The sequence below is a fragment of the Nonomuraea sp. CA-141351 genome (assembly GCF_050944675.1).
In the GTDB taxonomy this organism is placed as follows: domain Bacteria; phylum Actinomycetota; class Actinomycetes; order Streptosporangiales; family Streptosporangiaceae; genus Nonomuraea.
The window spans coordinates 1,626,985-1,649,927 of the sequence record NZ_CP191982.1; the positions used below are offsets into that span (position 1 = coordinate 1,626,985).

General features: G+C 70.8%; 23 protein-coding genes and 1 pseudogene. 12 read left to right on the plus strand and 12 right to left on the minus strand.

Annotated elements, in window-relative coordinates; all coding sequences use genetic code 11:
- The first annotated feature begins 3 nt into the window (after positions 1-3).
- Genes ACQPWU_RS08190 through ACQPWU_RS08205 form a run of 4 tightly spaced genes read left to right on the plus strand, consistent with a single transcriptional unit; the run spans position 4 to position 5,809 of the window.
- The gene (locus ACQPWU_RS08190; protein ID WP_433438107.1) at positions 4-1,401 is read left to right on the plus strand and encodes an ABC transporter substrate-binding protein; all 1,398 of its coding nucleotides are present in this window, start codon (positions 4-6) and stop codon (positions 1,399-1,401) included.
- Complete coding sequence (locus tag ACQPWU_RS08195; RefSeq protein ID WP_433438109.1) at positions 1,398-2,270, plus strand: ABC transporter permease; 873 nt, start codon at positions 1,398-1,400, stop codon at positions 2,268-2,270. The genes ACQPWU_RS08190 and ACQPWU_RS08195 overlap by 4 nt, the downstream gene beginning before the upstream one ends.
- Positions 2,267-2,971, plus strand: a complete 705-nt coding sequence (locus ACQPWU_RS08200; protein ID WP_433438111.1) for an ABC transporter ATP-binding protein — start codon at positions 2,267-2,269, stop codon at positions 2,969-2,971. Before ACQPWU_RS08195 ends, ACQPWU_RS08200 begins: the two co-directional genes overlap by 4 nt.
- On the plus strand, positions 2,972-5,809 hold the full coding sequence (locus tag ACQPWU_RS08205; RefSeq protein WP_433438113.1) for a fumarate reductase/succinate dehydrogenase flavoprotein subunit: 2,838 nt from the start codon (positions 2,972-2,974) through the stop codon (positions 5,807-5,809).
- Between the two features lie 26 nt (positions 5,810-5,835).
- Here the strand turns inward: ACQPWU_RS08205 and ACQPWU_RS08210 are convergent, their stop codons facing one another.
- The 7 genes and pseudogenes from ACQPWU_RS08210 to ACQPWU_RS08240 all read right to left on the minus strand — a co-directional run bounded on the left by ACQPWU_RS08210 (position 5,836) and on the right by ACQPWU_RS08240 (position 11,097).
- On the minus strand, positions 5,836-6,096 hold the full coding sequence (locus ACQPWU_RS08210; protein ID WP_433445609.1) for a hypothetical protein: 261 nt from the start codon (positions 6,094-6,096) through the stop codon (positions 5,836-5,838).
- A gap of 379 nt (positions 6,097-6,475) precedes the next feature.
- Positions 6,476-7,045 (minus strand): annotated as a pseudogene (locus ACQPWU_RS08215) (DUF4277 domain-containing protein); the annotation flags it as partial.
- Positions 7,046-7,110: 65 nt separating this feature from the next.
- Complete coding sequence (locus ACQPWU_RS08220; RefSeq protein WP_433438115.1) at positions 7,111-7,512, minus strand: RrF2 family transcriptional regulator; 402 nt, start codon at positions 7,510-7,512, stop codon at positions 7,111-7,113.
- Positions 7,512-8,483, minus strand: a complete 972-nt coding sequence (locus ACQPWU_RS08225; RefSeq protein WP_433438116.1) for a sulfate/molybdate ABC transporter ATP-binding protein — start codon at positions 8,481-8,483, stop codon at positions 7,512-7,514. The genes ACQPWU_RS08220 and ACQPWU_RS08225 overlap by 1 nt, the downstream gene beginning before the upstream one ends.
- A 5-nt stretch (positions 8,484-8,488) precedes the next feature.
- Positions 8,489-9,271, minus strand: coding sequence for a sulfate ABC transporter permease (locus ACQPWU_RS08230; RefSeq protein ID WP_344996211.1), 783 nt, complete (start codon positions 9,269-9,271; stop codon positions 8,489-8,491).
- Positions 9,264-10,082, minus strand: coding sequence for a sulfate ABC transporter permease subunit CysT (gene cysT, locus ACQPWU_RS08235; RefSeq protein WP_433438117.1), 819 nt, complete (start codon positions 10,080-10,082; stop codon positions 9,264-9,266). The genes ACQPWU_RS08230 and cysT overlap by 8 nt, the downstream gene beginning before the upstream one ends.
- A 7-nt stretch (positions 10,083-10,089) precedes the next feature.
- Positions 10,090-11,097, minus strand: coding sequence for a sulfate ABC transporter substrate-binding protein (locus tag ACQPWU_RS08240; protein WP_433438118.1), 1,008 nt, complete (start codon positions 11,095-11,097; stop codon positions 10,090-10,092).
- A gap of 152 nt (positions 11,098-11,249) precedes the next feature.
- Here ACQPWU_RS08240 and ACQPWU_RS08245 point away from each other — a divergent pair, with 152 nt between their 5' ends.
- From ACQPWU_RS08245 to ACQPWU_RS08280, 8 genes are read left to right on the plus strand one after another with little or no spacing between them, the layout of a single operon-like run.
- On the plus strand, positions 11,250-12,881 hold the full coding sequence (locus ACQPWU_RS08245) for a TIGR04028 family ABC transporter substrate-binding protein (RefSeq protein ID WP_433438120.1): 1,632 nt from the start codon (positions 11,250-11,252) through the stop codon (positions 12,879-12,881).
- Positions 12,878-13,810, plus strand: coding sequence for an ABC transporter permease (locus ACQPWU_RS08250; RefSeq protein ID WP_433438122.1), 933 nt, complete (start codon positions 12,878-12,880; stop codon positions 13,808-13,810). Before ACQPWU_RS08245 ends, ACQPWU_RS08250 begins: the two co-directional genes overlap by 4 nt.
- Positions 13,807-14,604 (plus strand): ABC transporter permease, encoded by a 798-nt coding sequence (locus ACQPWU_RS08255; protein ID WP_433438123.1) that lies wholly within the window; start codon positions 13,807-13,809, stop codon positions 14,602-14,604. The genes ACQPWU_RS08250 and ACQPWU_RS08255 overlap by 4 nt, the downstream gene beginning before the upstream one ends.
- Positions 14,601-16,139 (plus strand): dipeptide ABC transporter ATP-binding protein, encoded by a 1,539-nt coding sequence (locus ACQPWU_RS08260; protein WP_433438125.1) that lies wholly within the window; start codon positions 14,601-14,603, stop codon positions 16,137-16,139. The genes ACQPWU_RS08255 and ACQPWU_RS08260 overlap by 4 nt, the downstream gene beginning before the upstream one ends.
- The gene (locus tag ACQPWU_RS08265; protein WP_433438127.1) at positions 16,136-17,128 is read left to right on the plus strand and encodes a putative FMN-dependent luciferase-like monooxygenase; all 993 of its coding nucleotides are present in this window, start codon (positions 16,136-16,138) and stop codon (positions 17,126-17,128) included. The genes ACQPWU_RS08260 and ACQPWU_RS08265 overlap by 4 nt, the downstream gene beginning before the upstream one ends.
- The gene (locus tag ACQPWU_RS08270; RefSeq protein ID WP_433438129.1) at positions 17,125-17,715 is read left to right on the plus strand and encodes a CMD domain protein; all 591 of its coding nucleotides are present in this window, start codon (positions 17,125-17,127) and stop codon (positions 17,713-17,715) included. Before ACQPWU_RS08265 ends, ACQPWU_RS08270 begins: the two co-directional genes overlap by 4 nt.
- Positions 17,712-18,287 carry an alkylhydroperoxidase domain protein gene (locus ACQPWU_RS08275; RefSeq protein ID WP_433438131.1) on the plus strand — a complete coding sequence of 192 codons (576 nt, stop codon included), beginning with the start codon at positions 17,712-17,714 and terminating at the stop codon, positions 18,285-18,287. Before ACQPWU_RS08270 ends, ACQPWU_RS08275 begins: the two co-directional genes overlap by 4 nt.
- On the plus strand, positions 18,284-18,907 hold the full coding sequence (locus ACQPWU_RS08280) for a VOC family protein (RefSeq protein WP_433438133.1): 624 nt from the start codon (positions 18,284-18,286) through the stop codon (positions 18,905-18,907). Before ACQPWU_RS08275 ends, ACQPWU_RS08280 begins: the two co-directional genes overlap by 4 nt.
- 49 nt (positions 18,908-18,956) lie before the next feature.
- Here ACQPWU_RS08280 and ACQPWU_RS08285 read toward each other — a convergent pair whose 3' ends face one another.
- The 5 genes from ACQPWU_RS08285 to ACQPWU_RS08305 all read right to left on the minus strand — a co-directional run bounded on the left by ACQPWU_RS08285 (position 18,957) and on the right by ACQPWU_RS08305 (position 22,794).
- A complete protein-coding gene (locus tag ACQPWU_RS08285) occupies positions 18,957-19,415 on the minus strand; it encodes a hypothetical protein (RefSeq protein ID WP_433438135.1) in 459 nt (152 codons plus the stop codon).
- A gap of 34 nt (positions 19,416-19,449) precedes the next feature.
- On the minus strand, positions 19,450-20,223 hold the full coding sequence (locus ACQPWU_RS08290) for a MauE/DoxX family redox-associated membrane protein (RefSeq protein ID WP_433438137.1): 774 nt from the start codon (positions 20,221-20,223) through the stop codon (positions 19,450-19,452).
- 10 nt (positions 20,224-20,233) lie between these two features.
- On the minus strand, positions 20,234-20,830 hold the full coding sequence (locus ACQPWU_RS08295) for a cell wall protein (protein WP_433438139.1): 597 nt from the start codon (positions 20,828-20,830) through the stop codon (positions 20,234-20,236).
- A 10-nt stretch (positions 20,831-20,840) separates the two neighbouring features.
- A complete protein-coding gene (locus ACQPWU_RS08300) occupies positions 20,841-21,290 on the minus strand; it encodes a hypothetical protein (RefSeq protein ID WP_433438141.1) in 450 nt (149 codons plus the stop codon).
- A gap of 133 nt (positions 21,291-21,423) precedes the next feature.
- On the minus strand, positions 21,424-22,794 hold the full coding sequence (locus tag ACQPWU_RS08305; RefSeq protein WP_433438143.1) for an amidase: 1,371 nt from the start codon (positions 22,792-22,794) through the stop codon (positions 21,424-21,426).
- Between the last annotated feature and the right edge of the window lie 149 nt (positions 22,795-22,943).

Consider the following 22,943-nt stretch of genomic DNA (forward strand, 5'->3'; position numbering starts at 1 on the left):
ACGATGCGCACAATCCTGGCGGCCGTCATGCTGCTGGCCACCGCGGGGTGCTCGGTCGCCGGCGCGGCGGGCGGCGAGGGGAAGACGAAGATCGTCATCGGCTACCAGTCGAAGACCATCAACACGGTGACCGCGGGCACGCTGCTGCGCTCCCTCGGCTACTTCGAGAAGCGGCTCGGCGACAAGTACACCGTCGAGTGGCAGGACTACGACACCGGTGCCCCCATCACCGCGAAGATGGTGGCCGGGAAGATCGACATCGGCTCGATGGGCGACTACCCGCTGCTGATCAACGCCTCCCGCACCCAGGGCATCCCGGCCGCGCGTACGGAGCTGGTCTCGATCACCGGCTACAACCTGCGCGGCGGGCTCAACATGGTGGTCGTGCCGCCCGGCTCCAAGGCGAAGACGCTCGCGGACCTGAAGGGCACGAAGGTCTCCGCCAGCCTGGGCTCCGCCGGGCACGGCACCCTGGTCCAGGCCCTGGAGAAGGCCGGGATCACCGGCGTCGAAGTGGTCAACCACCAGCCCGCGGTCGGGGCTTCGCAGCTGGAGTCGGGCGGCGTGCAGGGGTACGCGCAGTTCGTGGCCTGGCCGGGCCTGCTGGTCTTCCAGCACAAGGGGCGGCTGGTCTACGACGGCTCCGCGCTGGACGTGCCGACGTTCCACGGCGTGGTGGTGCGCCAGGCGTACGCGAAGGAGCGCCCGGAGGTCGTGGACGCCTTCCTCAAGGCGCAGATCGACGCCACCCGCTACCTGCACGAACATCCGCTGGAGGCCGCCGAGTCCGTGGCGAGTACCACCGGGCTGCCTCCCGAGGTCGTCTACCTCTACAACGGACCCGGCGGCATCTCCACGTTCGACGTCACGCTGAAGCCGCAGCTCAAGGCGGCGCACGAGCACGACGTGCCGTTCCTCAAGCGCATCGGCACGGACTTCGCCGGGGTCGACGTCTCGTCCTTCGTCAACGACTCGTACCTGCGCAAGGCGTACGGGCCCGCGTACGACAAGGATCTCGCCTCCACGGAGAACCCCGCCAGGATCACCGGCACCGACCTCGTGTGCGGCGGCCAGGTGAGCGATCCGAGGACCGCCTCCGAGCTGTGGCCAGCCGGAGCCGGGACCACCCAGCCCGCGGAGACGCCCACCTGCCTGTTGCGTCAGATCGCCAGGGCCACCACGGGCGTGCGCGCCGCGTACGTGCCCGACACGGCGACCGGCACCCGGTGGTTCGCCGACGGCTCGGTCTGGCTGCGCGACCCGGCCGCTCCGGCCAGGTCCCGGTTCCTGCCCTTCACCACGCAGGACGGCGCCGACGCGTACCGGAAGGACCATCCCAAGACCGAGCCCGTCTCGTACGAGGCCGCGCTGAAGGCGGCCGGGAGAGGCGGCGACGCATGACGAGCGCCGAGACACTCCCGCGCGACGAGACCGGCTCCAGGAGAGCAGCCGCTGCGACAGCGGTTCGGCAAGCGGTCGTCCTCCCCAGGCCCCGCAAGGCGCGGTGGGCCGTCAGAGTGGCGTCCGTCGCGGTGGCCGCGGGGCTGTGGCAGCTGCTCACCGTCACCGACGCCCGGCTGTGGCTGAGGTTCGACCGGCTGCCGTCACTGGACGAGATCGTCCGCGAGGCGGCCAAGCAGCTCTCGACCAAGGTCTACCTGCTCGACCTGGTGCAGAGCCTGATCCGCATCCTCACCGGGTTCGGGCTGGCCACGGTTGCGGGCATCGCTGTCGGTATCCTCGTCGGCAGGTCGGGGCGCACGCGTGACGTGCTGCTGCCGCTGCTCGAAGCGGTCCGCCCGATCCCGGCCATCGCGCTGGTCCCGGTGGCGATCCTGCTCTTCCCGACGGACGAGCAGGGCATCGTGTTCATCACGTTCGTGGCCGCGTTCTTCCCGATCATGGTGAGCACCCGGCACGCCGTACGCGCGCTGCCGACGCTGTGGGAGGACGCCGTCAGGACGCTCGGAGGCGGGCGCCGCCACGTGCTCTGGAACGTCGTACTGCCCGGGATCCTGCCAGGGGTGTTCGGCGGTCTGTCCGTCGGCATGGGCGTGTCGTGGATCTGCGTGATCTCGGCTGAGATGATCTCCGGCGACTTCGGGATCGGCTACCGGACGTGGCAGTCGTACACGCTCGTGGACTACCCGGCGGTGATCGTCGGGATGATCACCATCGGCCTGCTCGGCTGGCTCACCTCGGCCGCCGTCGAGCTGGTCGGCCGCCGCGTCACCCGCTGGCTCCCCCGGGCGGAAGGAAGCGGGCGATGACCGCGGGGCTGGATTTCGCGCTCGACCGATTGTCCCTCGGCTACGGAGGCGGGCTGGTCCTGCGCGAGGTGGATCTGACGGTCGTGCCGGGCGAGGTGCTGGTCGTGGTCGGAGCCTCCGGCTCCGGCAAGTCCACGCTGCTGCGCGCGCTGGCCGGGCTGCTCCCGCCGTACGGGGGCAGGATTCTGGCCGGCGGCGCGGAGGTCGCGGGCACGTCGGGAGACCGCGCGATGGTCTTCCAGGACGACGGCCTGCTGCCGTGGCGGACCGTCAGGCGCAACGTCGAGCTGCCGTTGCGCATCCGCGGGGTCCCCAGGCGCGAGCGCGCGGCGCAGGCTCGGGAGTGGATCGAACGCGTGGGCCTGGCAGGGGCGGAGGACAAGCTGCCGCGCGAGCTCTCCGGCGGTATGCGGCAGCGCGTCCAGCTCGCCCGCGCGCTCGCGGGAGCGCCCAGGGCCGTGCTGATGGACGAGCCGTTCGGTGCGCTGGACGCCCAGACCCGGGCCCAGATGCAGCGCCTGCTGCTGGACGTGCTGAGCGGCACCCGGGCCACGGTGATCTTCGTGACGCACGACGTGGACGAGGCGCTGCTGCTCGCCGACCGCGTGCTGGTCCTGGGCGGCCAGGACGTGCGTTCGGTGCTGGAAGTGGGCGACGGCGACCGGGAGAAACTGCGCGCCCGGATCCTGGAGGAGCTGTAAATGGAGATTCCCCCGATCGAGGACCGCCTGAGCCTGGAGTGCGAGGTGCTCGTCGTCGGCGGCGGCACCGCGGGCACGATGGCCGCGATCACCGCCGCCGAGCGCGGCGCCGACGTCCTGCTGCTCGAGAAGGCGCACGTACGGCACAGCGGCGCGCTGGCCATGGGCATGGACGGCGTCAACAACGCGGTCATCCCCGGCAAGGCCACCCCGGAGGACTACGTCGCCGAGATCACCAGGGCGAACGACGGCATCGTCAACCAGAAGACGATCCACCAGACCGCCACCAGGGGCCACGAGATGGTCAGGCGCCTGGAACGCTACGGCGTGAAGTTCGAGAAGGACGAGTACGGCGAGTATGCCGTGCGCAGGGTGCACCGCTCCGGCAGCTACGTCCTTCCGATGCCCGAGGGCAAGGACGTCAAGAAGGTCCTCTACCGGGTGCTGCGCCGCCGCGGCATGAGGGAGCGGGTCCGCATCGAGAACCGGGTCATGCCGGTCAGGGTCCTCACCTCCAACGGCCGGGCGGTGGGGGTCGCCGGGTTCGACACCCGGTCGGGGCGGTTCGTCACCGTCCGGGCGGGCGCCGTCATCCTCGCCACCGGGGCCTCCGGGCGGCTTGGGCTGCCCGCGAGCGGATACCTCTACGGCACGTACGAGAACCCCACCAACGCCGGTGATGGCCACGCCATGGCCTACCACGCGGGCGCCGAGCTCAGCGGCATCGAGTGCTTCCAGATCAACCCGCTGATCAAGGACTACAACGGCCCGGCCTGCGCGTACGTGGCCAACCCGTTCGGCGGCTACCAGGTCAACAACAGGGGTGAGCGGTTCGTCGACTCCGACTACTGGTCGGGGCAGATGATGTCGGAGGTGGCCGACGAGATCGCCTCGGCCCGCGGGCCGATCTACCTCAAGCTCACGCACCTGCCCGAGGAGACGATCTCCGCGGTGGAGGGCATCCTGCACACCACGGAACGCCCCACCCGCGGCACCTTCCACGCCGGGCGCGGCCACGACTACCGCACCCACGACGTGGAGATGCACATCTCCGAGATCGGCCTGTGCGGCGGCCACTCGGCCTCCGGGGTGTGGGTGGACGAGCACGGCGCCACCACCGTGCCCGGCCTGTATGCGGCCGGCGACCTGGCCTGCGTGCCGCACAACTACATGATCGGCGCGTTCGTGTTCGGCGACCTGGCCGGGGCGCACGCGGCCGAGCACCACGTCCCGGCTCCGACGCTGCCCGAGGACCAGATCGCGGAGGCGCACGAGCTGATCTACCGGCCGCTGCGTAATCCCGAGGGGCCGCCGCAGCAGCAGGTCGAATACAAGCTGCGCCGCTTCGTCAACGACTACGTGGCCCCGCCGAAGACGGCCACCAAGCTGGAGATCGCGCTGGAGACGTTCGAGCGGATGCGCCAGGAGATCGCGGGGATGGGCGCGCGCACGCCGCACGGGCTGATGCGCTGCGCGGAGGTCACGTTCATCCGGGACTGCGCCGAGATGGCCGCACGCTCCTCGCTCACCCGTACCGAGAGCCGGTGGGGCCTCTACCACGAGCGCGCCGACCTGCCCGAGCGCGACGACAGCGCGTGGCTCTACCACCTGAACCTGCGCAAGCGAGCCGACGGCGCCATGGAGTTCGTCAAGCGGCCGGTGGAGCCGTACCTGGTGCCGGTGCCCGAGTTCGAGCCGGTCGGGGGCGCACCGGTGCTGCTCGGTGCGCAGTCCTCCGCCGACGTGCGGCGGCCGGTCGCGGCACGGGTGGAACGGGCGGCCGTCGGGCGCTCGCCCCGGATCCTGGAGCTGCACCGGCTGGCCGAGGAGCAGCCCGACATGGAACGGCTCGCCCCCTACCTCGCCGACCCCGACCCCAAGGTGCGGCGGGCCGCCATCGCCACACTCACCGAGACCGTCCCCGAGGGCGTGGGCGCGGCGCTGGTCGCGGCCCTCGGTGACGGCCACGGCACGGTGCGGCGGGCCGCGGCGACCGGGCTGAAGGAGCTGGTGGAGGTGCTGCCCGCCACCGCCTCGCTGGGCGCGGTCCTGACCGCGTGCCTGGCCGGGGCGGACGCCGTCGTCCGGGCCACCGCGCTGGACGTGCTGCGGGCGCTGCGGCTCGGCGGGCGGGAGACGTTCGCGGCGGGGATCGGTGACCCCGACCGTCGGGTGCGCATCGAGGCGATCCGCGGGCTGGTCTCGCTCGACGAGGCCGATCTGGTGGCCACGGCCGCCGCCGACCCGTCGCGGGAGGTTCGGGTGTGGGTCGCGAAGGGCCTGGGCCTCATCGGCCAACCGCAGCCCGCCGCTGAGCCACCGCTCTCTGCGGCCGTGGACGGCGCGTTGGGGAGCGGTGCCTCAGTGGACGGTGCCCTGGCGAATGGCCGGTCCGTGGACGGTGCGCCGGTGGGCAGCGCGTCAGTGGGAGGCGCGCGGGCGGATGGCGCGTCGGTGGAGGGTGCCGCGGACGGGCCGTTCGCGGCGCTGACGGTGCTCGCGGACGATGCCGACCCGCTGGTCAGGGCCGCCGCGCTGGAGGCGTCCGGCGCCGCGGGCGTCCCGCTGGAGTCGCGCGCCGTCAAGGGGCTGGAGGATCCCGACTGGGAGGTACGCGTGGGTGCGGCCCGCTGCCTGGCCGCCGCGGACCCGGTGACGGCGATTGGGCCGCTGGTCGGCGCCCTCTCGGACGCCAACCAGGACGTACGCAAGGCGGCCGTGCTCGCCCTCACCCCTTGGGCGACCGCCTCCGAAGTGGCCGCCGGCCTGCGCGCCGCCACCGGCGATCCGGACGCCGACGTACGGGCCTACGCCCGCCGAGCGATCGAGAGCAGCTAGCCCCGTTTTCCGCACGTGAGTGATCTTCAGCGGAGGTCTCGTGGATCGATGTCGAGGAGGTCTAGGAGAGCGAGTTGGAGATCGGTGGGCTGCGGGATGGTCGGGGGTGACTGGCCGGTGCCCGGGATCAGCCGGATGCCGGCCGGCGCGTCGAGGACGAGCTTGTCGGTGGGCACGGCGGGCCGTCCGGCGTACAGGCCGTTTACCTTGGCCTGGCCGCGAGCCGCCAGGGCGTGGCGGACCTGGCGTTCGATCAGGCAGAAGGTGAGCAGGGCCAGGCAGATCACGGTGATCAGCGCACTGATGCGGCGGTTGCTGGTCGGTGACGGCCTGCTCGTCGGGGTAGTGGCGTCCGCCCAGGCCGCGCTCCAGCCTGGCCAGATCCTCACCGGCCCGCGCCAGCTTCTTGGCCCGGGCGGCCTCGGCCGCCTGAGCACGGGCCGAGGAGTGCACGAAGATCCTCCGCAGCCTCGGCACCGGGTCCTTCTTGCGCGGTCCGGCCAGCGTCATGACGTCGTCACTCACGTGCCAGACGCCACGCCGCTCGGCGGGCTTGCCCTCATCCCGGGCGGCGACATAGTCCACCCGGGTGGCCGCAGAGGGGCCGGCCAGCTTCTGCAGGCCCTGCATCGCGCCGATAACCTGCCCGACCTCACCGGCCGCGCCGTCATAGGCACGGTGAAAGACCGGGATCGCGCCATCGGAGCTGACCGCGATCCCGGCCTGGACCTGCTTCAGATCCGGCCGCCGGTCTTTGGGGTGGCCGAAACGCGGCCGCGCGTAGCCGGGCTCGGCATTGTCGCAGTCGCCGTGCGACGAGATCGAGGTCATGTCCCAGTGCAGGCGTGTCACCTGCACTCCGAACGCCTCGATCGCGGCCAGCCCGACCGACCCGGCCAGATGGTCCAGGTGCGGAGCGATGGCATCCAGAGCGCGGCCGATGCGGTCATCGTTGAGCAGGCCGGGCTCGACCCCGAAGTCCTCGCCCACCGCCCACGCGCGCGCCCAGTCCTGCACGTGCACCAGCGGGGCGGGCGAGGTCAGCCGGTTGGCCACCAGCGCCTCGATCACCTGCCCATGAGTCAGCTCCGCGACATCACGCACCGGGCAGGCTGCATCCACCAACTCCCGGATCCGTAACCGCGAGCAGAACCCGGCGATGACCGGCAACGCTCCGAGCATCTTCTCGACACTGGCCTGACCCCACTGCGCACGCTGTCTCACCAGCCAGGTCATACCGCGATGACGATCACCACAGCGACCTAGCGATCTTCAAACAACCTCACGTGCGGAAAACGGGGCTAGTTGGAGGCGGGGTCCTTGGCCGCCGTGGTGACGACGTCGGCGAGCGTGACCTCGGTCAGCAGGGCGTGCTCGTGCTCGCGCATCGCCGTCCAGATGTCGGTGAGCGGGCCGGCCACGCCGGGGAAGCGCTCGATCTCCTCCTCGATCCCCTCCGTCACGCGGATGACGTCGGCGAGGGTGATCTCCTCGGCCGGACGGGCCAGCCAGTAGCCCCCGTCAGGTCCCCGCTGGCTGCGCACGAGCCCGGCCCGGCGCAACTGCAGCAGGATGTTGTCGCAGAACCGGCGCGGGATGTCCTGGCTGGAGGCGATCTTCTCGGCGGGCACCGGACCGAGTGGCGCCGCCGCGAGGGCGACGGCGGCGCGCAGCGCGTAGTGAGTGCGGGCAGAGATCCTCATCAGGCCGTCGTCGTGCTCAGGGCGAGGGAGCGGGCGGCCGGGCTGGGCCACACATGGATGACCTGGTCCGGACGCAGGTTCAGGCGCTCGACGGTGCTCCGGGTGACCTGGGCCCAGGCTTCCTGGCCGTCGATGAGCAGCTCCACACGCACCTCGAAGCCGAGGCGGACGACCCGGGTGACGGTGGCGGGGACGCTGCCGTTCTCCGGGGCGGTGCCGATCTCGATGTCATGCGGGCGGACCAGACGGCCGTCCAGTTCGGTGACCGGGCCGAGGAAGCGCATCACGAACGGGTCGGCAGGGTTGTCGTAGACCTCCGTGGGGCTGCCGATCTGCTTCACCTGTCCGTCGGCCAGCACGACGATGGTGTCGGCGACCTCGATCGCCTCCTCCTGGTCGTGGGTGACGAACACGGTGGTGACGTGCACCTCGTCGTGCAGGCGGCGCAGCCACGTCCGCAGCTCCTTGCGTACCTGGGCGTCCAGGGCGCCGAAGGGTTCGTCGAGCAGCAGGACCTGAGGCTCGACCGCCAGCGCGCGGGCCAGGGCCATACGCTGGCGCTGCCCGCCGGAGAGCTGGGCCGGGTAGCGGTCGGCGAAGTTCTCCAGGTGGACCAGCTCCAGCAGCTCCATCACGCGCTTGCGGATCTTGTCTTTGGGACGTTTGCGGATCTCCAGGCCGAAGGCGACGTTCTTGAACACGCTCATGTGCTTGAACGCCGCGTAGTGCTGGAAGACGAAGCCGACATTGCGGCGCTGTGGTGACAGCGTGGTCGCGTCCGCGCCGGAGATCAGCACGGTGCCGGTGTCGGGGGTCTCCAGCCCGGCGATGACGCGCAGCAGCGTCGACTTGCCGCCGCCGCTGGGGCCGAGCAGCGCGGTCAGGGATCCGGCCGCCACGTCTATGGAGACGTCGCTCAGCACCGGCGTTCCCCCGAACGCCTTGTTGACGCCGCTTACTTGGATGGCCATGGGGTTCAGCCCTTCGGGCGCAGGATCTTGGTGAGCAGGAGCGTGACGACCGCCACCAGCGCGAGCGCGGTCGCGGCGGCGAAGGCGGAGGCTTCGTCGAAGTTCTGGAAGCGTTCCTCCACGAACAGGGTCAGCGTCTGGGTCTTCTCGACCAGGCGGCCGGAGACGACGGCGACCGCGCCGTACTCGCCCAGCGCCCGGGCCAGGCAGAGCACGACGCCGTAGGCCAGCGCCCAGCGGATCCCGGGGATGGTGATGCGGCGGAAGGTCTGCCAGGGGCCGGCGCCGAGCGTGCGGGCCGCCTGCTCCTGCTCGTCTCCGAGCTCCTCCAGGACGGGGATCACCTCCCGGATGACCAGGGGCAGGGAGATGAAGACGGCCGCCATGACCATGCCGGGGATGGAGAAGATGACCTGGACGCCGAGGCCCTCCAGCCATCCGCCCACGGGGGCGAAGCGGCCGTAGACCAGGATCAGCGCCAGGCCCACCACGACCGGGGAGACGGCCATGGGCAGGTCGATGAGGGCGTTCAGCAGCCGCTTGCCGGGGAAGTCGTGCCGTACCAGGAGAATGGCCGTGCCGACCCCGAAGACGGTGTTGGCCAGCACGGCCCAGAACGCGACGATCAGGGTGACGCGGAAGGCCGACTGGGCCTGGGGCGTGGTGAGCGCCTCCAGCACCGGGCCGAGACCGTTCTCGAAGGTGCGCCAGCCGATGAGCACGACCGGCAGCACGAGCAGGAACAGCAGGTAGAGGAGCGCGAGCGCGCGGAGCCCGTATTTAGCCACGGCGACTGCCCCACCGCTGCAGCAGGTCCAGCAGGACCAGCGTCACCAGGGCGACGACGAGCAGGACCGTGGAGACCGCCGCCGCGCCGACCGGGTTGTCGGTTTCGATCTGTCCGAAGATTTGCACCGAGGCCACCTGGGTCTTGAACGGGAGGTTTCCCGAGATCAGTACGACGGAGCCGATCTCGGCCATCGATCGGGAGAACGCCAGCGCGGTGCCCGACAACATGGCCGGCACCAGGTTGGGCAGGATGATGCGCCGGAAGATCTGCGCCGTGCTCGCGCCGAGCGAGGCCGCGGCCTGCTCCATGTCCCTGTCGAGCTCCAGCAGGACCGGCTGGACCGTGCGCACCGCGAACGGGAGGGTGACGAACAGCAGCGCCAGCACCACGCCGGCGCGGCTGTAGGCCAGGTCGACGCCGAGCGGGCTCTTCGGGCCGTACAGCGCCAGCAGCACCAGCCCGGCGACGATGGTGGGCAGCGCGAACGGCAGGTCGATGAGCGTGTCGACCACGGCCTTGCCGGGAAAGCGGTCCCGGACGAGGACCCAGGCGATGACCGTGCCCATGACCAGGTTGATCACGGCCACGACCACCGAGGCGCCGATCGTCAGCGAGAGCGCCGCCCAGGCGTCCGGCGTGGTGACCGCGTCCCAGAAGTAGACGATCCCCCGCTCCTGTGAGCGCCAGACCACGGCGGCCAGGGGGATCAGCACGATCAGGCTCAGGTACAGGACGGCCGCGCCCAGCCCGAGCGAGGTGCCTCGCTTCTGGCTGAGCGCCGCCCTGGAGACGACAGTCTGTGCGGACACGTGGTGCCTACTTCTCCGTCGAGACCCCGAGCTTGCGCTCGATGTCGGCCATGACGCTGCCCTTGGGGTCGAAGAACTCGGTGGTCACCTTCGGCCAGCCGCCGAGGTCGGCGATGGTGAACAGGGCGGGCGGAGCCGGGAAGGAGACGCCCTGCACGCCCTTGACCACCGGCCGGTAGCCGTTGTCAGCGAAGATCTTCTGCGCTTCCGTGGTGTAGAGGAACTTCAGGAACGCCTTTGCCTCGTTCGGGTGAGCCGAGTTCTTGGTCACCGCGACCGGGTTCTCGATCAGGATCGTGGAGTCCGGGACCGTGTAGTCCAGCGGCTGGTTGTTCTGCTGGGCGAAGATCGCTTCGTTCTCGTAGGCGAGGATGGCGTCGCCCTTGCCGCTGGAGAAGGTCTGCAGCGACTTGCGGGCGCTGTCGTCCTGCACCGGAACGTTCGCGAACAGGGCGTTGAGGTAGTTGACGCCGGTCTGCTTGTCTGCGCCCTTGTTCGACTTGGCGCCGTAACCGGCCATGACGTTCCAGCGGGCGCCGCCCGAGGTGAACGGGTTGGGGGTGATGACCTCGACGCCCGGCTTGGTCAGGTCGTCCCAGGTCTTGAGGCTCTTCGGGTTGCCCTTGCGGGTGGCGATGACCACGACCGAGTCGGTGATCATGCCCTTGTTGTCGCCGGCGCTCCAGTCCTCGGCGACCAGGCCCTTCTTGACCAGACGGGTCATGTCCGGCTCGAGGGAGAACGCGACGATGTCGGCTTTCAGGCCGGCCTCCACGGCCCGGCTCTGGTCGCCCGACGCTCCGAAGGACTTGGTGAAGGTGACGTTCTTGCCCTCCGGCGTGGCCTGGAAGGCCTTGATGATCTTCTCGTAGGCCGCCTGTGGCGTGGAGTACGCCACCAGCGACAGCTGTACCTGACCGCCCGACCCGCTGTCGGACCCGCCGCCCCCGCACGCGGCGAGAGTGGCGATCGACGCCACGACCGTAGCCGTCGCCAGATGCCTGCGTACGTTCACCGATTCTCCTAATTTCCTACTTAACAAGTCGACATATGGATGTTAGAGCGAGGGGGTTCTCTTGGCAAGGCCATGACCCGACCTATTTCCTTCTTTGTAGGTAGGTTATAGTGGCTTTAAGCCACCTACGTCCGTTCACGAAGGGCACCTCCATGTCATCCTCCAGACTGCGCACCACAGCCGTGGCGAGCACCGCCATGCTCGCCGTCGTGGGGCTGCTCGGCGCCTGTGGCGGTGGCGGAGCGACCGGCACCGCGAAGAGCGGCGGGCAGCCGGTGTACGGCGGCACGCTGACCTACCTGGAGCACCAGCCGCCTACCTGCCTGTACCTGCCCGCGGCCGGCTTCTATCCGAACGGCGGCATCCTCAACCAGATCACCGACAAGCTCACCTGGCAGAACCCGGAGACGCTCGAGATCGAGCCGTGGATCGCCACCAAGTGGGAGATCAACAAGGACGCCACCGAGTACACCTTCCACCTGCGCGACGGCGTGACCTTCAGCGACGGCAGCCCGCTCGACGCGTCCGCCGTGGCGGCCGACTTCGACGTGTACGGCCTGGGCGACGAGAAGCTCAAGCTCCCGGTCGCCGAGTTCGTCAACAACTACGAGCGCAGCGAGGTCATCGACCCGCTGACCGTGCGCTTCCACTTCGACAAGCCGTCCCCCGGTTTCCTCCAGGGCACCTCGGTCATCGGGGCCGGCCTGGTCTCCAAGAAGACGATCTCGCTGCCGTACGAGCAGCAGTGCCAGCTCAAGAACGTCATCGGCTCCGGCCCCTTCACCCTGAAGAACCAGGTCGTCGACAAGGAAGTGGACCTGGTCGCGCGCAAGGACTACAACTGGGCGCCGGCGTCCTCGAAGCACCAGGGCCGCGCGTACCTGGACGAGATCAAGATCATCGTGACGCCCGAGGACAACGTGCGCGTCGGCGCTCTCACCTCCGGCCAGGCCGACTTCGTGCGGTACGTCCAGGCGTACGACGAGAAGACCGTCAAGGACGCGGGGTTCCAGATCTACGCGGAGCCGACGAGAGGCGTCAACAACGGCCTCTACCTGCGGCCGCGCAACAGCATCCTGAAGGACATCAAGGTCCGCCAGGCGCTCCAGGCCGGCACGAACGCCAAGGAGGTCGTCGACACCCTCTTCACGACCAGTTACCCGCCGGCCACCTCGGTGCTCAGCCACCTCGCGCAGGGTTACGTGGACCTGTCGAAGGAGCTCGTGTACGACCCCGACAAGGCCAACAGGCTCCTGGACGAGGCCGGCTGGACCAAGGGCGCCGACGGCATCCGCGTCAAGGACGGCAAGCCGCTGCAGCTCGGCGTGTTCGTCTCCGGCCCGCAGCCGCTGTCGAAGCAGACGCTCGAGCTGGTCGGCCAGCAGTGGGCCAAGCTCGGCGTGAAGCTGGAGATCCGCCCCGCCGACGCGGGCACCCAGGCCGTGGACATCAAGGACGCCGAGAAGACCGCCATCCAGCACGGCATGGTCGGCCGCGCCGACCAGGACGTGATCAAGAGCCACTTCCACAGCAAGAACCGCGACGTCATCCTCTCCGACGACACCAAACTGGACCGGCTGCTCGAAGAGGAGTCGGCCGAGCCCGACGTCGCCAAGCGCAACGCCAAGGTCGCCGAGATCCAGCGGTACGTGCTCGACCAGGGCTACGCGATCCCGCTCTTCGAGGAGCCGCAGGTGTACGGCGGGGCCCCGTACGTCCAGGGGGTGGCCTTCGAGGCGGTCGCCCGGCCGTGGTTCTACTCGGTGTGGAAGTCGGAGCAGTGACCAGGTACCTCCTCGCCCGGGCCGGGCAGGCGGCGCTGGTGCTCTGGATCGCCTTCACGGCCTGCTACGTGCTGCTGCAGCTGCTGCCCGGCGACTCGATCCTGATCAAGTTCCAGAACCCCGAGCTCGGCCTGTCGCCGCAGCAGATCGCCGAGATCCGGGCGTACTACGGGGCCGGCGACCCGCCGATCCTCGACTATCTGAACACCCTGCTCGGCTTCCTGCGCGGCTCCTTCGGCTACTCGATCGACACCGGCACGCCGGTCGTCGAGCGGCTGGGGGAGGCGCTGCCGGAGACGGCGAAGCTGGCCTCGACCGCGTTCGTGCTGGCGGTGCTGATCGCCGTGCTGATCGCGTTCGCGGCCGGCTACAGCAGGACCTCCTGGCTCAGGAACGCGCTGCTGTCGGTGCCGTCGATCTTCGTGTCGGTCCCGGCGTTCTGGCTGGGCATCCTGCTCATCCAGGTGTTCTCGTTCCGGCTCAAGCTGGTGCCCGTCATCGGAGGAGGCCCGGTGCAGCAACTCATCCTGCCGGTGCTCACGCTGGCGGTGCCCATCTCGGCGCCGATCGCGCAGGTGCTGGCGCGCAGCATGGACCAGGTCTCCACGCAGGCGTTCGTGCCCGTGGTGGCGGCCAAGGGCGCCTCGCGGTGGTGGATCCTGTGGCGGCACGTGGCCCGCAACGCCGTGCTGCCGACACTGACCGTGGCGGGGCTGACGTTCGGCGAGCTGATCGCCGGGTCGGTCGTGACCGAGACGGTCTTCGGGCGCAACGGCATCGGGCGGCTGACCGAGCAGGCCGTCAACGCGCAGGACACGCCGGTGATGCTGGCGATAGTGGTGCTCGCGACGGCCGTGTTCGTGCTGGTCAACCTGGTGGTGGACGTGCTGTTCCCGGTGCTCGACCCGCGACTCGAGGCCGCGTCGTGAAGCGCGTCCGCAGGGGCGGGCTGGTGCTCGCGTGGGCGTTGATCGCGCTGGTCGTGCTCTGGGCGGCCGTGCCGGGCGTCTTCACCGGTTACGACCCGATCGCGGGCGTGCCGGCCGAGAAGCTGCAGGCGCCGAGCGCGTACCACCTGTTCGGCACCGACGCGGTGGGACGCGACCTGTTCGCGCGGGTGGTGCACGGCTCCGTGCACTCGCTGACGGGCGCGTTCGTGGCCGTCGCCGTGGGGCTCGTGGCCGGCACGCTGCTCGGGCTGCTGGCCGGCTCCGTCGGAGGGGTGCTGGACGATGCCGTCATGCGGGTCGTGGACGTGCTGCTGTCGATTCCCGGTCTGCTGCTGGCCCTGACCGTGATCATCCTGCTCGGGCCCGGCACGGTGAACGTGGCCGTCGCGGTGGGCGTCGGCTCGGTCGCGGCTTTCGCGAGGCTGTCGCGCTCGGAGGTGGTCCGCGTGCGGCGCACCGACTACGTGGAGGCGGCGTTCGGCAGCGGCGGCCGGTTCCTGACCGTGCTGTGGCGGCACGTGCTGCCCAACTCGCTCGGCCCGGTCATCGCGCTCGCGGCGCTGCAGTTCGGCATGGCGATCCTGGCCATCTCCACGCTCAGCTTCCTCGGGTACGGCGCCGAGCCGCCCACGCCCGAGTGGGGCCTGCTCATCTCGGAAGGGCGCAACTACCTCGCGACGTCGTGGTGGCTCACCACGCTGCCGGGCGCCGTCGTGGTCGCGGTCGTGCTCGCCGCCGGTCGCATCAGCCGTTCGATGGGGAGGCACGCGTGAGCCTGCTGGAAGTCCGTGACCTGGCCGTCTCCTACGACGGGAGACGCGCGGTCGAGGGCGTCTCGTTCGCGGTGGAGCCCGGCGAGGTCGTCGCGGTCGTCGGCGAGTCGGGGTCGGGCAAGTCGACCACGGCGCACGCCGTCATCGGGCTCCTGCCCTCCAACGGCGCCGTGGACGCGGGCCGGATCCTGCTCGGCGGCACCGACCTGGCGACCTGGTCGTCCAAGCGCATGGAGTCGGTACGCGGCGCGCAGATCGGCCTGATCCCCCAGGACCCGTCCAGCTCGCTGGACCCGGTCAAGACCGTCGGCGCGCAGATCGCCGAGGGGCTGCGCATCCACAAGCGCGGCGACCGCCGGGCGATCAGGAACCGGGTCGTCGACCTGCTCGCCCGCGTCGGCCTGCCGGACCCGGAGAGGCGGGCACGCCAGTATCCGCACGAGCTGTCCGGCGGCATGCGCCAGCGCGTGCTCATCGCCATCGCGATCGCGCTCGAACCCCGCCTCATCATCGCAGACGAGCCCACCAGCGCCCTGGACGTGACCGTTCAGCGGCGCATCCTGGACCTCATCGACGACCTGCGCGCGGAATCCGGCACCGCGCTGCTGCTGGTGACCCACGACCTCGCCGTGGCCGCCGGCCGTTCCGACCGGCTGGTCGTGATGAAGGGCGGGCGCATCGAGGAGCAGGGACCGACGCCGGAGGTGCTGGCGTCCCCGGTCGCCGACTACACCAAGCGCCTGCTGAACGACGCCCCCGCACTGTCGGCGTCCCCGTTCCGCGATCCCCCCGCCGCGAGGGAGCACGCGATCGTGGTGCGCGACCTGGTCAAGGAGTTCAAGGGGTTCCGCGCAGTGGACGGGGTCTCGTTCGAGGTGGCGCGCGGCACCACGCACGCGCTGGTGGGGGAGTCCGGATCGGGCAAGACGACCACGGCCCGCATGGTGGTGCGGTTCGCCGAGCCCACGTCGGGAACGGTGAGCATCGCCGGGGCGGGGGAGGGCCGCGCGTTCCGCCGGCACGTGCAGCTCGTCCACCAGAACCCGTACGGTTCGCTGGACCCCCGGCAGACGATCGCCGACATCGTGGAGGAGCCGTTGCGTAACTTCCGGCTGGGGGACCGGGCCGGACGGCGTGCCCGCGTGCTCGACCTGCTGGAGCGCGTGGCGCTGCCCCCGGACGTGCTCACGCGCAAACCGCGGGAGCTGTCCGGCGGGCAGCGGCAGCGGGTGGCCATCGCCCGCGCGCTGGCGGCCGGGCCCGAGGTGGTCGTGCTCGACGAGGCCGTCTCCGCCCTCGACGTCACCGTGCAGGCGCAGATCCTCGACCTGCTCGAACAGCTCCAGCGCGACCTCGGGCTGACATACCTCTTCATCTCGCACGACCTGGCGGTGGTGCGGCAGATCTCGCACACCGTATCCGTCATGAACAAGGGAACCATCGTGGAATCAGGAACGACCCGGCAGGTCTTCACCGACCCGCGGCACGAATACACCCGCGAACTCCTGGCCGCCATCCCGGAGCCGGCGCTATGAGGCTCGGCTTCTTCACCCGGCTGCTGGACGACGCGCCGGCGGGCGAACGCTACCGGCTGGCCACCGAGCAGATCGCGCATGCCGAGGCGTACGGGTTCGACACGGCCTGGGTCGCGCAGCACCACTTCGACGGCGCGGAGGGCGGCCTGCCGGCTCCGCTGGTGTTCCTGGCCCACGTGGCGGCCAGGACCAGCCGGATCCGGCTCGGCACCGGGATCATCACGCTCCCGCTGGAGCACCCGGTGCGGGTGGCGGAGGACACCGCCGTGCTCGACCTGCTGACCGGCGGGCGGCTGGAGGTCGGCGTGGGCAGCGGCGGGACACCCTCGTCGTTCACGCCGTTCGGGCACGAAAGCGCGGACCGCTCGGCCATCTACGCCGAGCATCTGGCGGTGCTGCTCAACGCCTGGTCCGGGGGCGACCTCGGTGGCGGCAACCGGCTCTACCCGGCCGCGCCCAGGCTGCTGGACGCGGTGTGGCAGGCGACGTTCTCGGCCGGCGGCGGCGTACGCGCGGGGAAGGCCGGCCACGGGCTCATGCTGTCGCGTACGCAGCCCAGGCCGGCCGACGACCCGCAGGCCACGCTGGCCCAGATCCAGCGGCCCATCGTGGACGCGTACCTGGAGAACCTGCCGCCCGGCGCGGCGCCGCGGATCATGGCCTCGCGGACCGCTTTCGTGGCCGACAGCAGGGCCGAGGCGCTGCGGTACGCCGAGCTCGGGCTCGGGCGCGGGCGGCTGCCGTTCGAGCTGCCGGACAGCGACCTCGACCGGCGCATCGCCGCGTTCGACGTGCACGTGGGGACGCCGCAGGACGTCATTGAGAGCCTGAAGGCCGACCCGACCCTCGAACGGGTCACCGACCTGGTCCTCCAGGTGCACTCGGTGGACCCGCCGCACCCGCTCATCCTCCGCTCGATCGAACTGCTGGCTACCGAGGTGGCGCCCGCGCTCGGCTGGGTTCCCTCCACAGAATTGAGCTCCACATGATCACTGACGTCATCGACCATCTGGTGGGCATACAGCCCGGCTCCTCCCTCGACCGGCTGCGCGGTCGCCGGCCCGCCACCCGCGAGCACGCCCAGCGCAGTTACGACGCGCTGTTCAGCCCCGAGACGGAGGAGGAGGTCACGCTCGTCGAACGGGACGCGGTGGCCGCCTTCGTGGCCGGGCTGCACCACGATCCCGCCGTCGCGGGCTTCTACACCCAGCGGCTGGCCGAGCTCTCGCCCGGGCTGCTGGAGATCGTGGAGTCGGAGGTCTCGGCCGGGGTCACGACCGGGCCGTACGGGGTCTATCCGGGCGAGGGCCCGCTGTCGGCCGAGAGCGACGAGGGGCTGCGTTACCGGGCACGGCGCCCGGCCGAGCTGGGCGTACGGCTCGCCGCCGCTTTCGAGCACGCCCACCTGCTCGTCTTCCGGCCCCGGGAGGCCGGGCCGCAGGCCCTTGACGCGCTGGCCCGGGCCGGGTGGAGCACCACGGGCATCGTGACGTTGTCGCAGCTCGTCGCCTTCCTCACCTTCCAGATCCGCGTGGTGGCCGGCCTGCGTCACCTGCAGAAGGGACCGACCTCATGACCCAACTGGCGTTCACGCGAGAGCAGCTCGGCTGGAAGCCGTGGCTGGCGCCGCTGGCCACCGACGAGCTGACCGACGAGCACTACGAGGCGCTGGTCGACAAGGCCCGCGCGAAGTCGCCGTACTTCCTCCTCCTGGCCCGCGACCCGGCCATCCTGCAAGCCAGGACGAAGACCGACAACGACATCTTCTACAACGCCGACGGCGGGCTGCCCCGGGCGGAGCGCGAGCTGGCGGCGACGGCGACCTCGCGCCGCAACGGCTGCGTGTTCTGCGCCTCGGTGCACTCCCGCTTCGCAGCCCATTACTCCAAGCGCGCCGACGACGTGCAGCGACTGCTCGACGAGGGCGTCAACGCGCCTCAGGACGGGGAGTGGCAGGCGATCATCGACGCCTCGGTGGCCCTGGCGGCCACCCCGGGCGAGTTCAACGCCGACCACATCGAGGCTCTGCGCGCGGCCGGCCTCGACGACCTGGCGATCAGCGACGTCATCCACGCGGCGGCCTTCTTCAACTGGGCCAACCGCCTCATGCTCTCCCTGGGCGAGCCGGTGCAGGAGCCCTCCGCATGACGGCCGAGCTCGACCATCTCGTCTACGCGGTCCCGGACCTGGTCGCGGGCGTCACCGCGTTCGCCGAACGCACCGGGGTGACCCCGGCGGCAGGCGGCAGCCACCCTGGCGGCACCGCCAACTACCTCGCCGGCCTGGGCTCGACCGCGTACCTGGAGATCATCGGCCCGGACCCGGCGGCGGCACCCGGCACGAGGCCCCGGGCGTTCGGCCTGGAGGCCCTCGCCGAGCCCCGGCTCGCCGCGTGGGCGGTCCGGACCGACGACATTGACGCGACCGTACGGCAGGCGCGCGAGCACGGCTACGACCCCGGCGACGTGCAGCCGCTCTCGCGCCGAACGCCCGCCGGCACGCTGCTGGAGTGGCGCCTGACCAGGTGGGGCGACCCGGCGGAGATCAGGCCGGTGCCCTTCCTCATCGACTGGGGCGAGACCGCCCACCCCGCCGCCTCGGGCCTCCCGCAGCTCCGCCTCGTCTCCTTCACCGCCATCCATCCGGATCCGGAGGCGCTCCACCGCGATCTGGCCGCTCTGGACACTGTGCTGGAGGTCGCAAAGGGCCCGGAACAGGCACTGGAGGCGGTGCTCGACACTCCTCTGGGCGCGGTGACCCTGCGCTGACCGGCGCGTGCCCGTCCCGGGCCGGACGGGCACGGCGCGGTCTCACGGCTCAGGGCGCCTTGTACTCGGCCGCCTTGCCGCAGTAGCTGGTCCCGACCGGGGTGCTGCTGAACCGGCACACCTGCACGACCACGCGATCGATGGTGGTGACCCCCGCCGGGTCGGACAAGGCGAAGGAGAGCGCGACCTTGCCGTTGTCCGCCTTGGCGGTCTCGGAGTCGACAAGGGAGCTGCCCTTGTAGGCCGAGAAGGTGGCCGTGGAGTACATTCCGTCCGTCGAGCAGGGCGAGATGGACGCCTCATCGGCCAGGTATCCGTCGACCTTGACGGTCGGCCGGACGACGGGCCCTTCCACCCATTCCAGCGTGCCTTCCGTGACCCCGCGCAGGCACTGGTCTCCTGAGTCGGCGTAGAAGCCGACCACGGCCTGGGCCGCCATCGCGGGTTGAGCCGTCAGCAGACCGGCGGCGGCCATCGCCCCCGACACCAGCCAAGCACGTAAACGCATGGCACCGACCTTCCGTGTGATGGATGATCCGGACTCACATCGCGAGCGATGTGTCATGACCCACGAGCGTGACCAGGACGGCGGACGGGTCGTCGCCGGCGAGGGGGATGGCGAAGACCGCCGTACGCTCGCGAGCGCCGAAGACGACGAACCGCAGGCCGTCCTCGTCCCACGTGTCCTGGATGTCCGAGGTGAGCTGCGCGGACGCCGAGCAGTACGCGGGGCTGCGGTAGAGCAGGTGCAGCGAGGTGCCCAGCGGGACGTGCTCGGACGGCGTCACGGCGAGCGGGCGGCGCAGCCGTACGAGGAGCTGTCGCAAGGGGGTGAGCCAGTGGCGGTCCAGCTCGGCTGAGAGGGCCATGAGGGCCACGGCCTCCGCCAGGCCGAGCGCCACGAGGGGAGGCTGCGGATCCGCCGGGATCGCCAGGAGGCTCGCGGCCAGCAGGAGACCCGCGCGGGCGAAGGCACGCAGGTCGACCGGGCGGGAGTGCGCGCCCAGGCAGCCGCACGACGCCGTGGGCGCGGCCACGTACGAATAGGTGAGATACGCCAGGAATCCGGCGGAGAGCAGCGCGGCGGCCACACCCTCCCACAGGGAGAAGGGCGGCGCCAGCAGCGCGGCGGCCACCGCGAGCTCGATCACTCCGACGAGCCGGAGCGCCGGGACCGCGCGCGCCGCGCCGACCAGCCGGGCCAGGGCGGTCTGCCCGGCCCGCGCCCGCATCCTGCGGCTGAACAGCTTCATCAGGCCCGCCCAGACGAGGAACAGGGCGATCACGTACGGCTGCGTCGCGGCGATCCCGTGCATCGGCTGACTCCTAGTGGGGGGAGAAGACGGTTGCGATGTCGACCTCGTTCGTGTCCGGCCGCCAGGCGCCGAGGATCTGTACGTGCTGGGCCACCCTCAGCATCGACAGGTCCGCGGTGGGCGGCGACTCGGAGTGAACCGCGACCGACTTGCCGGCTACGACGTGGCACAGCACCTCTTGCCCGTTGTGGTCGAGGTGGAGTGTCTTGTCGGTGATGTTCTTGATGTGGCCCTTGATGTTGACGATGTTGAGCCACACCGACTCGGCGGCCAGCACGCCGTCCGGCATCCGCACGCCGCGGGCGTACAGGCCGTCTCCAGGCTTGGCCTCGTCGAACGGAACGGGGCCGAGCTTCCACAGGCTCGTGCCGTCCACGATCTTGATGTTGTGGAACACCATGTTCGAGCCCAGGACGAGGAGCGTGTTGTCCTTGATCGAACGGATCCTGCCCTCGGCGAAGTTGGGGTCGGGGGAGCCTGGCTCGATGTCGGGCGCCGCGTTGGCGAAGGCCGCCTCCGGGCCGAGCGAGCCCAGCGCGGTCGCGGCGACGACCGTGGCACCGCCGCCGAGCAGGGCGGACTTGAGCATCTCTCTTCTGCTGGTCATCGTCGCCCCTTCACCCCACGTCGATCGAGCACGGCCGCAGGCCGGTCGAGAGGCTGGCGATCTTGCTGTACGCCGCGGGCGTGAGGTCGACCAGCCGGTTGCTGGCGCAGGTCGAGCCGCAGCAGCTGCGCTCGCCGCAGAACAGGTCGGTCTGCGGGCCGCAGTCGGCGATGGAGGTGACGACGCTGACGCCGCTGCACAGATTCGTGGTGCGGTGCTTGAAACCGCAGGTCCTGCGGGAGAGGCTGACCCCGCAGGTGTCGGGATGCGTGATGGCCCAGCAGGCGTCGGAGGTGTTGGGCCACGCGTGCTGCATGCTGCCGGAGTTGCAGGTGCCGCAGGCGCCTTTGCCTGTCGTGCTGCACGGTCCCCAGGCGGTGCCGCAGCAGAACCAGGAGACCTCTCCTTGGACCGCGGCGTATAAGTCGATGGGGGTGTCGGGGGGCTGGGTGCGCGCCATGCGCGTCCTCCTTGGGTGAGCTCTGGACGGTCTCGACGGTCCTGAAGCTTTCCGACTTGATCTATGAGTACCATGTAAGGATTTTTCGTCAATGCCCCATTTTTGACGGCTGCTCGCGCCGGTTATGCGGCCCTCATGACGTCACGTCGGCCGCGGTTCGGAAAAGCAGGTGCTCATGCCCGGGACGGCAGACGAGCTGGAGCCCGACCGGCAGGCCGTCCACCGTTCCGGCGGGGACGCTCAGCGCGGGCAGGCCCAGCAGGCTCCATGGGCTGGTCAGCGAGAGCAGGGCGTCTCGTACGGCGACCAGCGTGCCGCCCACTTCGAGCTCCCTTCGGCCGAGGGGCGGGGCGGTGATGGGGACGGTCGGCATCGCGATCACGTCATGGTGCTCGAACAGCGCGCCGGCCGCTTCGGCCAGCCGGGTCCTGGCCCGCAGGGCGCGTACGTACCGCCACCCCGGGACCGTGGCGGCGGTCCGCAGGCGCTGGAGCAGCTCGCTGTCGAACAGTGAGGGCTGGTCCGCCATGCGGTCCGCGTGCACGGCCGCCACCTCACTGCTCTGGATCGCGGTGAACGTCTCGTGCAGGTCACCGGCATCCTCCGGCGACAGCCGCCGCTCCTCCAGCGGGCCGGTCCCGGCCTCCAGCGCCTGCCGCGCCGTACGGATCACGCGCGGGTCGCAGGGGAAGAGGGCGGCCGGATCGAGCCAGTCCGCACGCGGCGCGCCCGCGCCCGTATCGGGGTGGACCGGCGTGAGGGACCGGTAGGCGATGAGGCAGTCCTGCGCGTCTCCCGCGAGCAGGCCGACGTGGTCCAGGGAGTGTGCCAAGGGGAAGACGCCGTCCGCCGGGATCACCCCGTACGCGGGCTTGAAGCCCGCGACCCCGCACAGTGCTGCGGGGATGCGGGTCGAGCCGTCGGTGTCGGTGCCGAGGGCGAGCGGGACCATGCCTGCCGCCACGGCGACCGCGCTGCCGCTGCTGGATCCGCCCGGCATGCGAGAGATGTCCCGCGGGTTGAGAGTCGGGCCGGCGGCCGAGCGGTCACCGGTCGGACCGTACGCGAACTCGTGTGTGTTGGTCTTGCCGACGATGACGGCCCCGGCCTGGCGCAGGAGGGCCACGCAGGCGGCGTCGGCGTCCGGGACATAACCGGCGAAGTGCCGCGAACCCATGGTCGCGGGCAGGCCCGCCACCATGATGACGTCCTTCACCCCGGTGGGCAGGCCGTGCAGCGGTCCCCGGTCGAGCCCGCGCGCCAGTTCGCTGTCGGCGTGGCTCGCCGCGGCCGTCGCGCCCTCCGCGTCGACGGTGACGAACGCGTTGAGGGCCGTGTCGAGCGCCGCGATGGCGTCGATCGCGTGCTTCGTGAGCTCCACCGACGTGGTGCGCCCCTCGCGCAGGTCCTGCGCGAGCTCGGAGATCGTGCGGCCCGCGAAGTAGCCGAGCCGGCCGAAATAGGGCGGCCGCCGGCCAGTGCCTGGGCCGGTAGGTGTCGGCATGTAGTCCTTCCTGGTCATGGGCGGGGCCGAAGGACAGCACGTTGGCCATACCCGCGCAGTGAGAGAGGACTCATGGCGTCGGCGGGGTCAGCCTCACCCGCCGGACGGCACCAGGACCGTGCTGCTCGCCGGAGACGAGACCGCGGTGC

Coding starts and splice junctions, on each gene's coding strand:
- ACQPWU_RS08190 (WP_433438107.1), top strand. CDS start 4: ATGCGCACAATCCTGGCGGCCGTCATGCTGCTGGCCACCGCGGGGTGC.
- ACQPWU_RS08195 (WP_433438109.1), top strand. CDS start 1,398: ATGACGAGCGCCGAGACACTCCCGCGCGACGAGACCGGCTCCAGGAGA.
- ACQPWU_RS08200 (WP_433438111.1), top strand. CDS start 2,267: ATGACCGCGGGGCTGGATTTCGCGCTCGACCGATTGTCCCTCGGCTAC.
- ACQPWU_RS08205 (WP_433438113.1), top strand. CDS start 2,972: ATGGAGATTCCCCCGATCGAGGACCGCCTGAGCCTGGAGTGCGAGGTG.
- ACQPWU_RS08220 (WP_433438115.1), bottom strand. CDS start 7,512: ATGAGGATCTCTGCCCGCACTCACTACGCGCTGCGCGCCGCCGTCGCC.
- ACQPWU_RS08225 (WP_433438116.1), bottom strand. CDS start 8,483: ATGGCCATCCAAGTAAGCGGCGTCAACAAGGCGTTCGGGGGAACGCCG.
- ACQPWU_RS08245 (WP_433438120.1), top strand. CDS start 11,250: ATGTCATCCTCCAGACTGCGCACCACAGCCGTGGCGAGCACCGCCATG.
- ACQPWU_RS08265 (WP_433438127.1), top strand. CDS start 16,136: ATGAGGCTCGGCTTCTTCACCCGGCTGCTGGACGACGCGCCGGCGGGC.
- ACQPWU_RS08270 (WP_433438129.1), top strand. CDS start 17,125: ATGATCACTGACGTCATCGACCATCTGGTGGGCATACAGCCCGGCTCC.
- ACQPWU_RS08275 (WP_433438131.1), top strand. CDS start 17,712: ATGACCCAACTGGCGTTCACGCGAGAGCAGCTCGGCTGGAAGCCGTGG.
- ACQPWU_RS08280 (WP_433438133.1), top strand. CDS start 18,284: ATGACGGCCGAGCTCGACCATCTCGTCTACGCGGTCCCGGACCTGGTC.
- ACQPWU_RS08285 (WP_433438135.1), bottom strand. CDS start 19,415: ATGCGTTTACGTGCTTGGCTGGTGTCGGGGGCGATGGCCGCCGCCGGT.
- ACQPWU_RS08290 (WP_433438137.1), bottom strand. CDS start 20,223: ATGCACGGGATCGCCGCGACGCAGCCGTACGTGATCGCCCTGTTCCTC.
- ACQPWU_RS08295 (WP_433438139.1), bottom strand. CDS start 20,830: ATGACCAGCAGAAGAGAGATGCTCAAGTCCGCCCTGCTCGGCGGCGGT.
- ACQPWU_RS08300 (WP_433438141.1), bottom strand. CDS start 21,290: ATGGCGCGCACCCAGCCCCCCGACACCCCCATCGACTTATACGCCGCG.
- ACQPWU_RS08305 (WP_433438143.1), bottom strand. CDS start 22,794: ATGCCGACACCTACCGGCCCAGGCACTGGCCGGCGGCCGCCCTATTTC.